A 12,683-nucleotide genomic window follows, 5' to 3' on the forward strand; every position below is an offset into this window, starting at 1 on the left:
GATAATAAATGTTTGTACTATCTGATTTGCATTACTTGAACATCTCCATTAATACTTCATTCGCAACCTGTTTACCTTGCTGTACACATTCTGGAATCGATATTCCTTCAAACGAGCTTCCTGCAAGCTTTACAGTTGGAAAATGTTCTTGTAATTCTTGTTTGATACGAAGGACTTTCGCCTCGTGGCCAACTGTATATTGTGGCATCGCATTTTTCCAACGTGTTACAACCGTTGTGACAGGTGCGCCATCGATACCAATCGTTTTCTGTAAATCCTGTAGCACGGTTTTTTCGATCTCCGTATCCGATAAAGCCACAATCGCTTCGTCGCCCACTCGACCAATATAACTGCGTAATAATACAAAATCCTTTGGTGAAGTACCTGGCCATTTTCGATTCATCCAAGTGCAGGAAGTAATTGAAAAATCACTATTTCGAGAGACATAAAAAGAAAGTGCATCTAAATCCCCGAGTTGTTCCTTTTTAAAGGCCATTGTAACGGTTGCAATAGTAGCAGCCTTCATTGTGCCCAATTCATGTAATAGACTTAACTTACTAAACATTTTTTCAGCCATATTAAAGGGGGTGGCAATAATAACAGCATCTGCTTTGATATGTGAAAAATTATTGAGCATCACCTGAACTGAACCATCCTTGCCATGCTCTATTTTCTCTACTTTGACACCCTTCATCACTGTCCCCGGAAGTAGTGATTCTTCTATACTTTCTATGAGTGTTTCAAGGCCATTGCTAAAGGTTTGAAAGATACCTTTATTTTCAGCTATGTGATGATTGCTTAAGAAATTCGTGCCTGACTTCTTCATACCAATCAGCAAACTACGATATTGTTGTTCTAAACTATAAAGCTGTGGGAAGGTTGAGCTCATACTTAACTGCTCAATATCTCCTGCAAATGTACCTGCTAGTAGGGGCTCTACTAGATTTTCCACTATCTCAGCACCAAATCTTCTTCTAAAAAAAGCGCCTAACGGTTGATCGTCATCCTGTGTAGAACGGGGAATGAAAAAGTCCCCCGCCGCACGAACTTTACCACTTAGTGAGAACAAGCCTGAAGTTATGAATGAAGAGATATGTGGTGTCTCTCCAGATAAGAGATGACTAGGTATTGGATATAACTGACTACCAACAGCTATATAGTTTGGACCCGCATTACTTGTTAATAGTTTCTGTTCGATCCCAAGATCCTTTGCTAAATCATTGACATAGTTTTCACGATCAAAAAAAGATTCTGGCCCACGCTCAATAATAAAGCCATCTTTTCTTAGAGTTTGAATTTTTCCGCCAAGACGTAATGACGACTCGACAAGTACGATATCTAATGGCAATTCTTTTGCGCTTGCTTCTTTTTGCATATAGAACGCAGCTGTAAGGCCTGTAATGCCACCGCCTACGACAACTACCTTTCGTCTTTTCTGAGTCACCAACATCATCACTTTCTTTTCGCTTAGCTTAATTTTTTATGAATCGCCTCTACCATCGCATCAATAAATAAAGGATGTGTATTTGGCATCGCTGGACGATAGTATTTTGCACCAAGTTCATCACAGACAACTTTACATTCAAAATCGTTGTCATACAACACTTCTAAATGCTCTGTTACGAAACCTACTGGAGTATAAACAAATGAACGGAAACCTTTTTCTTCGAATAGCTCACGTGTTAAGTCTTGAACATCTGGACCAATCCAAGGCTCTGGTGTTTGGCCTGCCGATTGCCAGCCAACCTCTACATTTTTTAAACCAGTCGCAGCTTGAATAAGACGAGCTGTTTCAATTAGTTGATCTTCATATGGATCACCTAAGTTTTTAATTTTTTCAGGCAATGAATGTGCTGATACAACTAGACAAGCTGTCTCACGTTCTTCTTCTGACATTGCATTGAATGTCTCATTCACTTGTTGTTTCCAGTATTCTATGAATTTTGGCTCGTCATACCAAGATTCCACAGAAGTTATCTTTAAGCGACCTCCTGCGGCCTCTTCAGCACGACCATTATAAGACTTAATTGAGAAAGTAGAGAAATGAGGAGCTAAAACAATAGAAACCGCTTCTTTTATGCCCTCCTCCACCATTTGCTCTACTGCATCTTCTATAAATGGATGAATATGTTTTAAACCAATAAACAATTTATATTCTACAGCATCCTGTACTTCGTTCAAACGTGTACATAATGCTTCAGCTTGTGCTTGTGTTGCCGCAGCTAATGGGGATAAACCACCGATTGCTTCATAGCGGCTACGTAAATCTTCTAAATGCTCTGCAGAAGGTTTACGTCCATGACGAATATGCGTATAGTAAGGTTCAATATCTTCTTCTTTATAAGGTGTTCCATATGCCATTACTAGTAAGCCTTTAACTTCTTTCATTACCCTTTTCACCTCTAAAATTGTTTTATGTTTTTCATACATTATGTGATAAAAAGAAGCTGCCCAATCTTGATTGTTGGACAGCTCCTTTTCTACATTGAAATTAAAATTCCCTATGTAGAAAAGGACATATTATTCACGCTTGATTGACTTCCATTAAGAACGAGCTTGAATTTGTTGAGCACTATATTCATGAATAAACGTTGTAAGACGTTTTAAGACATCTGGGTCAACCTCTGGGAAAACACCATGACCAAGATTAAAGATATGACCTGGCATTTCTAGACCTTGATCAATAATATCCTTCGTTCGTTTTTCAATAACTGACCAATCTGCAAGTAATAGAGATGGATCTAAGTTTCCTTGTACAGGCTTGGTAATACCATTGGCACGTGCATCTTTAATCGGTAAACGCCAATCTAAGCCCACAACATCTATCGGTAAATCATTCCATTCCTTTGCTAAATGGCTAGCACCCACTCCAAATTGAATTAATGGTACATTTTCTTTTTGCAACTCTGCAAAAATACGAGTCATAATCGGTTTAATAAATACTCGGTAATCCTCTACATTTAAGGCTCCAACCCATGAGTCGAACACTTGGATAGCTTTTGCACCAGCTTTAATTTGAGCCGTTACATCTGCAATAATCATGTCAGCGAGTTTATCCATTAAAGCAAACCAAGCTTGAGGTTCAGATACCATAAATGATTTTGTTTTATTATAGTTTCTTGAAGGACCACCTTCAATCATGTAGCTTGCAAGTGTGAATGGGGCTCCAGCAAAACCGATTAGAGGTACATTTAATTGCTCTTCTGCAAGTAACTTGATTGTTTCTAATACAAATGGTGTATGCTCTTTAGCATTGAATTCACCTAATTTTTCTACATCCGCTACTGAACGAATAGGATTTGAAATAACAGGACCAACACCTGCCTTGATTTTCACATCTATCCCAATTCCAGGGAGAGGTGTGACAATATCTTTATATAAAATAGCAGCATCTACATTGTAATTTTCTACAGGTAGACGAGTGACATACGCACATAGCTCAGGTTGATGTGTAATTTCCTCTAAGGAATACTTTTCTTTAATGGCACGGTATTCTGGCTGAGAACGTCCTGCCTGACGCATATACCAAACTGGTGTATGTGCGGTCCTTTCTCCACGTGCAGCACGTAGAAGTGTATCATTAAAAGTTGTCATGAATAGTTCCTTCCCCTCGTTAAATTCTTACTATAAAAAATCGCATGTTTATTCCTTTATTATTGATATCCGTTTCCAATAGTAAACGCTTCCTCTGTTATTGTATAGTTTTCCTAGTGAAATGTCATAAAATTGTTCTTTCTCGGCATATTCTTTTTGAGCGGAGCGTTAGACTTACGCCAGAAAGGGTATAATCACGCTATATTAGTAAGATTCATAAGGAGGATAAATTCATGTATATTTATTTAACTTCTGGTACTGGCGATTTTTTGGAACAGGTAAAAAATAAGTATCCTAATGAACATATGATTTTAATTCATGGGGAAGGTAACTCTGTACTGATACATGAAACAGAAGGAAAAACAGTATTTGCGACACCCCGTAAATTTGAAGTGCTAGATTCAGTAAATGATTTAGAGGAACATGGTTTCTTTGTTTTCAACAATATTCCTGTAACAGATGAAGGAAGACCAGTTTTCGAGCATCGCTTTTTAGAACGTTCACGCGCTATTGAAAACGAGCCTGGCTTTGTTGCCTTCCGTTTATTAAGGCCTATCAAGAGTGATACTTACATTGTCATGACTCAATGGCATGGACCTCATTCATTTGAGGCATGGAAGAGCTCTAAAGCCTATGAAACTGCCCATGCTAGAAGGGATGATTCAACTGGAATACGCCAGCAAAACATCTTCTCAGCAGCTTCTTATGTAACAACCTATAGTGCTATACCGAAAGAAGAAGATTCACAATAAGTTTAAATAATTAAAAGCTCATTTATCCAACAATATCATTGGTAAATGAGCTTTTTAGTATTCTATTCTACTTTGAAACCTTCGACGTTAATTCACTAATCACCAAAACAATGATAAAGGCAATATAAAACATTGGTTGTGTCATAGCACATAAGCCCACAACAATAGCTTGTGTAATCATGGCTAAACGCACAATTTGCTTCACAGCTAGTTGACGAGCATGATCTGGTAACGGATAGAGCATGTCCATTCGAAACTCGCCACTGGATAACAGAGCTTGTTTTAACTGAATAGTTGTAGCAAAGCTGAGTGCACCTGCTACAATCCATGTAACGACAGGAATATCTACAAATGCTGCAATGATTGCTGAAATAGCAGTAAGGCGTACCCATAAATAGAAATGGTCATCTGTTCGAATAAAGGTACGAAATACCAAGTACTTTTGAGCATTTCCCTTACCGTATGGTACAAATTTATAGAGCCAGTCCATCCAGCTTCGACACCGAATGCTACCGTGTAAATGAGGTACGTCTGTAAAATAATTTGCAAAACGATAGAAGCTCATCATACGATTCTGTTCGAGCTTGACAAAATGCTCATACGGCACTGGTTCGCCAACTGATTTTTTACTAAAGACGATTATATAAACAACACTAATAACTGTCGCTATTACTGCTAATAACAACTGCGCATGGAGCCCCATATAAATAGCAGCTACAAAAATGACAGCTCGGATAAACCTATCCACCCAAACCATCTGCCCTCGTTCACTATAACGATAGCTGAATTCTCCACGAACACTTAGATATTTCAACACAATAGTAAGTAAAAATATTGTCCATATTTCGACCGTTGTTAATTCAGTCACGGCTTTTAATAAAGGGATACTAACAATATAGACAATCGCTACAATCCACACCTGAGACCAAAACGTCCAAGCCAACGCCTTGCTGAAATACAAAGACATCTTTGATTCTAAAGGTAATAAGTATACTTGATCTGGCTCTCTCAACAATGTAGTCGGACGGCTAAAGGCCAATAAAATCCCGATGATAACAGCTATCAGGACTTCTGCTGGAAAGTCTGTTTGAACAACTTTCAGCCATTCGCTATATTGATAGCCCCCTGCTCCTATTAGAAATACAAGTACGATAGCAATATGCCCTGTAAAAATAAATTGCATATATTTTTGTACTTCTCCTATATAATGCATGAAGCGAGAGGACCATACATCACGCAAGTTCTTCATGGTCCCGCTCCTTTGTCATAGCAATATAGAGGTCATCTAATGTCGCATACGGCATAGCAAATGATTGACGTAAATCAGCCATTGTTCCTTGTGCTCGAACTCTTCCTTCATGCAATAAGATAATGCGATCACAATGCTTTTCAGCTGTCGATAGAATATGTGTAGACATTAATATAGAAGCGCCTTCTTTTTTCTTTTCATCCATTTGATCTAATAACGATTGAATACCTAATGGATCCAATCCCACAAAAGGTTCATCAATAATATATAGACTTGGATTCACTAAAAAGGCACACATAATCATAACTTTTTGACGCATTCCCTTTGAAAAATGTGAAGGGAACCAATTTAATCTTTTCTCCATTCGAAATTCTTTTAACAGTACCTCAGAACGAGCATCGAGTGTTGCTTTGTCAATACCGTAAGCCATTGCAGTTAATTCTAAATGCTCTCTTAATGTTAGCTCATCGTATAATACAGGGGTTTCAGGAATATAGGAAAAGGCTGTACGATACTTGTCCGTATCTTCCTTTAATGTTACACCATTTAGACGAATGTCCCCTTCCTTTGGCAACATTGTTCCTATAATATGTTTAATCGTTGTACTTTTCCCAGCTCCATTTAAGCCGATTAAGCCAACTAGTTCACCTTCTCCAATCGTAAAAGATAGATCTTTAATAACAGGTTTTCTTGTATAACCACCTGTCACATGCTGTACCTCTAATACTGACATATTCTCACTCCTCTTCTTGTATTATATTTTATCAAAAATTAGCAAATGATACAGGTTTGAGTATGATAGAATGTACTTACATATACGTTAAGGGGGAAATTCTTATGAGCGATTGCCTATTTTGCAAAATTATTGATGGTTCCATTCCAAGTACAAAAATTTATGAAGACGATCATGTCTATGCATTCACAGACATTTCACCTGTTGCAAAGGGCCATACACTTTTAATTCCAAAGCATCACTGCAAAGATTTATTTGAAATGCCAGAGGAAGTGGCTCGTAATCTATATGCTGTAGCACCAAAAATTGCAAATGCAATTAATGCAGCATTTCAGCCGATTGGTTTGAATACCATTAATAACAACGGTGCTGCTGCTGGACAAACTGTTTTCCACTACCACTTACATTTTATTCCGCGTTACGATGAAAAAGAAGGGCTAGGCTTAATTTGGCAAACACAAAAGTACTCACCAGAGCAGTTGTCAGAAGTAGCAGAAAATATTAAAGCCAATCTATAAGCCATTTGTAATATATTAACATCTGAATGTTCAGAATGCTGTATTGCAAATTTTTAAAATTTAGCGTACAATCACAAATAAGTTTCGCTAGCGGTCAAGAGGACACGTTAGGAGACAAATAGATTAGCATAGTCGAGGAGAGATTCAAATGAATACAAAGAATTTAGTATTAATGGCACTGTTAGTAGGTGTCGGTGCTGCACTTTATGTGGTTACACCAGGAATGGTGAATGGGATGAAGCCTGATTTTATGTTAACCATGATGTTTATTGGTATTCTATTATTCCCAACAGTGAAAGAAACGTTCCTACTTTCTCTTTCAACAGGGGTGCTTTCAGGTTTATTTACAACATTCCCAGCAGGTCTAGTTCCAAATATTATTGATAAAGCTGTTACTGGTTTTGTATTTTTAGCTGCTTTAATCATTCTCAAAAAACTGGCAGGTCATTTCGCCGTATCTGCTGTCTTAGTTGGCTTGGGAACAATTCTTTCAGGAACTGTCTTCTTAGCAGTAGCGCTTTTTGTGTTTAATGCAAATGTTGGCGCGACGTTTGCGATGCTATTTATTGGCGTTGTCCTTCCAGCTGTCGTATTTAACGTTGTTGCGTTTGCCGTTATTTATCCAATTGTTTCAAAATTAGTGAAGCGCTCTAAATTCAATACAGCTATTTCTCAAATTTCATAAATAAACACTTTAAATAATCAAAAGAAACTAAACTGTGACGGTCAAATCACTCGTTTAGTTTCTTTTTTCTTTTTGTATTGGTGCATTTCATGGTTTAATAGTAAATAAACATGACTAGAAATGAGGTATCTAATATGAAAGCAAAACCATTTTTACTTGGACTAACGACAGGAATTATCGGTGGGACAATCGCTGTACTTTTCTCCACGCCACAATCTGGGCAACAGCTACGTGCTTCTGTTAAACAAAATGTTGACCAAACAAAGGGTATGCTCCTTGATGTAAAACAACAAGTAGGAACTGTTAAACAATCTGTTAATACATTAACAAATGAAGTAAAAAATAATATCCCACAAATAATAAATGATTTAAAGCAAACAATTACGACTTTTACTGAAGAAATCGAACCAACGAAAAATAATTTACAACAAGATTTAGATGCTTTACAGAATTCGATAAGCGAAATCGAGAAAAACATTGCACAAATTACAGAAAATAAGAAAAAACCCCAAGAAAAAGTTAGCGACTAAAGTCCTTGTTGATAGTTAGATAATCTGTATTTTTATCAAAAACTATTGCTATAATATTATTTTTTAGCCACTTTTCAATTTTTTAATTTTTCTAACTTTAAACTTTTTTCCTTTACTGCTATAATATTTTTAAAAATGTGAAAGAAAGCAGTAGGTGATGGCTTTGTCAGAGGAATTATATACACAAAAAGAAGCGATGCTTTATAGTCAAAGAATCGCACAGTTATCAAAAGCGCTGTGGAAAGCGGTTGAAAAGGATTGGCAACAATGGATTAAACCTTATGATTTAAATATTAATGAACACCATATTTTATGGATTTCATACCATTTAAAAGGCGCTTCCATTTCTGATGTTGCGAAATTTGGCGTTATGCATGTTTCTACAGCATTTAATTTCTCAAAAAAATTAGAAGAGCGTGGCTTTCTTAAGTTTTCCAAGCGTGATGACGATAAACGTAATACGTATGTTGAACTTACAGAAGCTGGCACAGAGCTCATTATAGAGATGAATAAAAACTACCATAATACGTATCATTCCGTACTGGAAGGATCATTAGCATTAAAAGATTTATATGGCCGTTTCCCTGATTTTTTAGATGTAATGGCTGTTATTCGTAATATCTATGGTGAAGATTTCATCGATATTTTCGAACGCTCTTTCCAACATTTCCGTGATTCCTTTGACACACTAGAAGAACGCACACCTGTAAAAGGATAAGACGAAGCTTCAAACTGCACATAATTTTTCCTGCAATTATTTATAAGTTGAACAAAAATGAGTTATACTACTGTTCATTCAGGAATGAGTCATGTGAAAGGAGGTATTTCAGAAATATTTCTGAAGTACCTCCTTTTTCTTGCATTCTAACATAATTCAATTTACATTAAATAGGACACTTCCTATTCGGAGTTGATAAAAAACCATGCATTGCTGGAAAATTTTAAATTTAGAACATCATTACGGTACTACGCGTATTATTATAATGGGTGTCATTACTTTTTTATTGGTCTTTTCTGTTTCGTATGTAACGTTTAATTTATTTAATGAAGAGCATTATACAGATCGACTATTCTGGCTCTTTGTGATAGCTGTGCTAACACTTTATCCCATTCACAAATTTTTGCACTTTGTGGCCCTATTTGATTTACGCCAACATTTAAAATTACGTGTACGTAGTCAGTTTTATATAATTCCTGTTTTACACATGCGAATTCGAGAGCCATTATCTAAAAATCGATACATCTTAGCATTACTTACGCCTTTTATCGTTCTAAATACTAGTATTATAGTTGGAACATGGCTTTTACCAGCCTATACCCATTATGGGACATTGCTGTTAGCCTATCACTGTAGTCTATGCCTGATTGATATCCTTTACGTAAAGTATCTCTTGAATTCACCTAAAAATTCACAAATAGAGGAAACACCTAAAGGCTATGAAATTTTAGTTCCACCGACTGTTCACTAAATTGCTTGTACTTGTTTTTTATTGACGTTCTTTGTTATGCTATTACTATTGAAAGAGGGGAGGAATAGACTTGCTATTAATGATTGTAGTTCTATTCTCGGTATTCTATTTATTTCAAATTAACCGCATGACATATGCTCTATGCATGCGACGTGAAATTCCCGAAGAAAACCAACCAAAAATATTCCGAACTATAAATATACTTATTACTATCCTACTTGTCTCATTCTACATTGAAATTTTATATGCAGTTTAACAGAAAATTCCATTACGCCTCGGCGTAATGGAATCTAAATTTTTTCGGGCTTTTTTGAAAAGGCCCTTTTAAAAACATGTGCACCATCCGCGCCCGTCCGCACGCTTGAAGATAAGTCGAGCCCCCCATGCAACAACTTTTACTAAACAAATAAATTGTTTAGAACCTAAGGCATGCGGCGCGAATGTCTAACATTGTTAAGAAAAGCTAAGAGTTAAAGCTCTTAGCTTTTCGCTGTTTTATTAATTAGTATAGGAACGCTGCACCAACGATAATTAATAAAATAAATAACACAACTAATAAAGCAAAGCCTGAGCCGTAGCCACCGCCACCGTATCCTCCGTTGCCCATAACTTCACCCCCTTTCTTTTCTATATCCTATGCGCTTCAAAATTTGAAATATAGGCAATACTCAAGGGGGAACCATTTTGTTTTTAAAACGTTTATGTTATAGTAAAAAATGGACGAAACCATGTTAGGAGAGAATATCCACTATGAAAAAGACAGTTTTATCTTTAACTTTAGCTGCATCTGTATTAGCGCTTGGTGCTTGTAGCGGCGGAGACAGCAAAGCAATCGTTACTTCTAAAGTGGGCGATATTTCAGTAGCTGATTTTAATGAAAAGGCAAAAGCTTTAACAGGCTCATATGTAATGCAGCAAATGGTGACTGAAAAAGTTTTAGCTGACAAATATGAAGTAACAGATAAAGAAATCAAAGAAGCGTATGACACAACTGCATCACAATTTGGTGATGGCTTTACACAAGCGCTTGCTGAAAGTGGTTTAACAGAACAGGGCTTTAAAGATTCTTTACGTGTTCAACTTCTTCAAGAAAAAGCTTTAAAAGATCAAGCAATTAAAGAAGAAGATGTGAAAAAATACTACGAGCAAATGAAAACAGAATTAAATGGTCGTCATATTTTAGTAGCAGATGAAAAAACAGCAAAAGAAGTAATTGAAAAAATTAAGGGTGGCGCTAAGTTTGAGGACGTTGCAAAAGAGTACTCAACAGATACTGGCTCTGCTCAAAAAGGTGGAGAGCTTGGATGGTTCTCTGTAGGTTCAATGGTAGATGAATTTAACGATGCCGCTTATGCTCTTGAATTAAATACATTAAGTGAACCAGTAAAATCTAGCTTTGGTTACCATGTAATTGAAATTACGGACAAGCGTGATGTAAAAGGTGTTGGTTCATTTAAAGACGAAGAAGAAAACATTCGTTCAACTATGTTAAGTAAACTGAACCAAACTGGTGAAGCTCAAACGATTCTTAAAGATATCGTTGCAAAAATGGCTAAAGATGCCGATGTGAAAACATCTGATAAAGATTTAAAAGAACCGCTTAAATTCTTTACAACAACAAGTGAAGAACAAGCAAAAGCAGCTGAAGAAGCAGCTAAAAAAGCTGAAGAAAATGCGCCAAAAGAGGATTCCGAAGATAAAGCAGAAGATACTGACAAGGAATCTAAATAATTAGAGTCTAGTATATAACAAAAGAGAAGCACCCTGATACATCAGATGCTTCTCTTTTTTACTCTATTTTACTTTAAATTGGCTAATTTCAGTTTGTAAGTCATTTGACATTGTCTGAAGAACATTTGCAGCACTTGCTATTTCCTCATTAGAAGCACTTTGTTGCTCGATAGATAAAGCAATATGCTGTATGCCCGAAGATGTGCCATTTGCTATGCCAACGACTTCTTTTACAGCCTCATCTGTTTGACTAGCTTTCTCATTGACACGCAAGACAATATCCTTTACCTCCGTTGTACGATGACTTATCTGTTGCAAATATACGACTATATTTTTAAAGGTATCGCCTGTCTGTTCAACAGACTCACGGCCTTCCTCCACAAACTGTGTACCGCTATTAATAGCATAAACAGCACTGGAGGTTTGGTTTAAGATATCATCCACCAATGTTCGAATATTATCTGCAGCCTTTCCAGATTCCTCTGCTAACTTTCTTACTTCATCTGCCACTACTGCAAAGCCTTTTCCAGCCTCTCCTGCACGAGCTGCTTCAATAGATGCATTCAATGCAAGCAAGTTTGTTTGATCTGTAATACTTGTAATCAACGCTACAATCGTACTGATTTCCTTCGATTTTTCGCCTAAAGCATTTACAACTGCAGTTGACTGGTGAACAGATTCATTAATAGTATTCATTTTTGCAATCGTTTGCTCAATTAACTGTAATCCTAAATCAGCCTTTTGGTTCGTTTCATTTGCTATTGAGGCAACTTCCTGTATAGCAGAAGATGCATGATCCATATCTTTAGTAATTAAATGTGCTGATTCAGATAATAAATCCATTTGCCTTAATTGTCCTTCTGCACTGGAGGCAATTTCCCCAATGGCACCCGAAATAGTTTCAACTGTTTGACTGCTTTGTTCGGTAATCGTTGTAAATTCCTTTGTAAAGGTTGATACATCTGTCGATGCTTTATTCGTCTTTTCAATGACCGTCCCTATTTGTTCCAGCATATGATTAAATTCAGTCGATAATTGACCAATTTCATCTTTTAATCGATCATCAATGCGAACAGTTAAATCACCATCAGCAGCCTGGGTCATAGCATTTAACACACGCTTTACACGCCTTAAGACAATATACCTTGTACATAACGAAATAATTACTGTGCCAATAAATAACGAAATAAATGTATTAATGGCAACCCCAGCACTTCCATTCAAATGGACTACCTTCTCGAATTGACGACTAACAAATTCTGAAATATGGGAGCTAATAAATAAGCTTATGCCGATAGCTAGTATCATTTTGAAAATTAAACTTTTCCAAAACTTAATTTTCCGTGAAAAAAGTCCCTCTGTATCCATTACTTTTCCCCATTCCTATAATTTCTCTCTCTATTCTAAATTAAATATTCACAT

15 protein-coding genes are annotated in these 12,683 nt (G+C 36.6%); 8 read left to right on the forward strand and 7 right to left on the reverse strand.

Translation table 11 applies throughout. The annotated features are described in order from the left end of the window. Nucleotides 1-31: 31 nt before the first annotated feature. The 3 genes from hemY to hemE all read right to left on the reverse strand — a co-directional run bounded on the left by hemY (nucleotide 32) and on the right by hemE (nucleotide 3,594). Entirely contained in the window at nucleotides 32-1,453 is a 1,422-nt protein-coding gene (hemY, locus tag HXV90_RS19175) for a protoporphyrinogen oxidase (RefSeq protein ID WP_269899049.1), read from the reverse strand. A 14-nt stretch (nucleotides 1,454-1,467) separates the two neighbouring features. Beyond that, complete coding sequence (hemH, locus tag HXV90_RS19180) at nucleotides 1,468-2,388, reverse strand: ferrochelatase (RefSeq protein WP_103118795.1); 921 nt, start codon at nucleotides 2,386-2,388, stop codon at nucleotides 1,468-1,470. 156 nt (nucleotides 2,389-2,544) lie between these two features. Continuing rightward, nucleotides 2,545-3,594 (reverse strand): uroporphyrinogen decarboxylase, encoded by a 1,050-nt coding sequence (gene hemE, locus HXV90_RS19185; RefSeq protein WP_269897822.1) that lies wholly within the window; start codon nucleotides 3,592-3,594, stop codon nucleotides 2,545-2,547. 233 nt (nucleotides 3,595-3,827) lie between these two features. Between hemE and HXV90_RS19190 the strand changes: the two genes are divergently transcribed. Then, nucleotides 3,828-4,346 carry an antibiotic biosynthesis monooxygenase family protein gene (locus tag HXV90_RS19190; RefSeq protein WP_112116631.1) on the forward strand — a complete coding sequence of 173 codons (519 nt, stop codon included), beginning with the start codon at nucleotides 3,828-3,830 and terminating at the stop codon, nucleotides 4,344-4,346. A 67-nt stretch (nucleotides 4,347-4,413) separates the two neighbouring features. Here the strand turns inward: HXV90_RS19190 and HXV90_RS19195 are convergent, their stop codons facing one another. Then, on the reverse strand, nucleotides 4,414-5,595 hold the full coding sequence (locus HXV90_RS19195; protein WP_269897823.1) for an ABC transporter permease: 1,182 nt from the start codon (nucleotides 5,593-5,595) through the stop codon (nucleotides 4,414-4,416). Continuing rightward, on the reverse strand, nucleotides 5,579-6,328 hold the full coding sequence (locus HXV90_RS19200; RefSeq protein WP_066037077.1) for an ABC transporter ATP-binding protein: 750 nt from the start codon (nucleotides 6,326-6,328) through the stop codon (nucleotides 5,579-5,581). Before HXV90_RS19200 ends, HXV90_RS19195 begins: the two co-directional genes overlap by 17 nt. Before the next feature lie 104 nt (nucleotides 6,329-6,432). Between HXV90_RS19200 and HXV90_RS19205 the strand changes: the two genes are divergently transcribed. The 6 genes from HXV90_RS19205 (at nucleotide 6,433) to HXV90_RS19230 (ending at nucleotide 9,786) form a co-directional block, all read left to right on the forward strand. Further along, on the forward strand, nucleotides 6,433-6,846 hold the full coding sequence (locus tag HXV90_RS19205; protein ID WP_269897824.1) for an HIT family protein: 414 nt from the start codon (nucleotides 6,433-6,435) through the stop codon (nucleotides 6,844-6,846). A gap of 148 nt (nucleotides 6,847-6,994) precedes the next feature. Beyond that, complete coding sequence (locus tag HXV90_RS19210) at nucleotides 6,995-7,531, forward strand: tryptophan transporter (RefSeq protein WP_112116634.1); 537 nt, start codon at nucleotides 6,995-6,997, stop codon at nucleotides 7,529-7,531. A gap of 134 nt (nucleotides 7,532-7,665) precedes the next feature. After that, nucleotides 7,666-8,061, forward strand: a complete 396-nt coding sequence (locus HXV90_RS19215) for a YtxH domain-containing protein (protein WP_269897825.1) — start codon at nucleotides 7,666-7,668, stop codon at nucleotides 8,059-8,061. A 157-nt stretch (nucleotides 8,062-8,218) separates the two neighbouring features. After that, on the forward strand, nucleotides 8,219-8,779 hold the full coding sequence (locus HXV90_RS19220; RefSeq protein WP_004230760.1) for an HTH-type transcriptional regulator Hpr: 561 nt from the start codon (nucleotides 8,219-8,221) through the stop codon (nucleotides 8,777-8,779). A gap of 205 nt (nucleotides 8,780-8,984) precedes the next feature. Beyond that, the gene (locus tag HXV90_RS19225; protein ID WP_016992098.1) at nucleotides 8,985-9,530 is read left to right on the forward strand and encodes a DUF3267 domain-containing protein; all 546 of its coding nucleotides are present in this window, start codon (nucleotides 8,985-8,987) and stop codon (nucleotides 9,528-9,530) included. 70 nt (nucleotides 9,531-9,600) lie between these two features. Next, nucleotides 9,601-9,786, forward strand: a complete 186-nt coding sequence (locus HXV90_RS19230) for a hypothetical protein (protein ID WP_008173337.1) — start codon at nucleotides 9,601-9,603, stop codon at nucleotides 9,784-9,786. A 246-nt stretch (nucleotides 9,787-10,032) separates the two neighbouring features. Here HXV90_RS19230 and HXV90_RS19235 read toward each other — a convergent pair whose 3' ends face one another. After that, the gene (locus tag HXV90_RS19235) at nucleotides 10,033-10,137 is read right to left on the reverse strand and encodes a YjcZ family sporulation protein (protein ID WP_004230765.1); all 105 of its coding nucleotides are present in this window, start codon (nucleotides 10,135-10,137) and stop codon (nucleotides 10,033-10,035) included. Nucleotides 10,138-10,280: 143 nt separating this feature from the next. On the opposite strand from HXV90_RS19235, the gene HXV90_RS19240 reads away from it, so the two are divergent. Then, on the forward strand, nucleotides 10,281-11,261 hold the full coding sequence (locus HXV90_RS19240) for a peptidylprolyl isomerase (RefSeq protein ID WP_048391754.1): 981 nt from the start codon (nucleotides 10,281-10,283) through the stop codon (nucleotides 11,259-11,261). Between the two features lie 63 nt (nucleotides 11,262-11,324). On the opposite strand, the gene HXV90_RS19245 is transcribed toward HXV90_RS19240, so the two are convergent. Further along, entirely contained in the window at nucleotides 11,325-12,629 is a 1,305-nt protein-coding gene (locus tag HXV90_RS19245) for a methyl-accepting chemotaxis protein (RefSeq protein WP_048391756.1), read from the reverse strand. Nucleotides 12,630-12,683: the final 54 nt, after the last annotated feature.

Source organism: Lysinibacillus sp. JK80, from assembly GCF_027557635.1.
Classification (GTDB): domain Bacteria; phylum Bacillota; class Bacilli; order Bacillales_A; family Planococcaceae; genus Lysinibacillus; species Lysinibacillus capsici.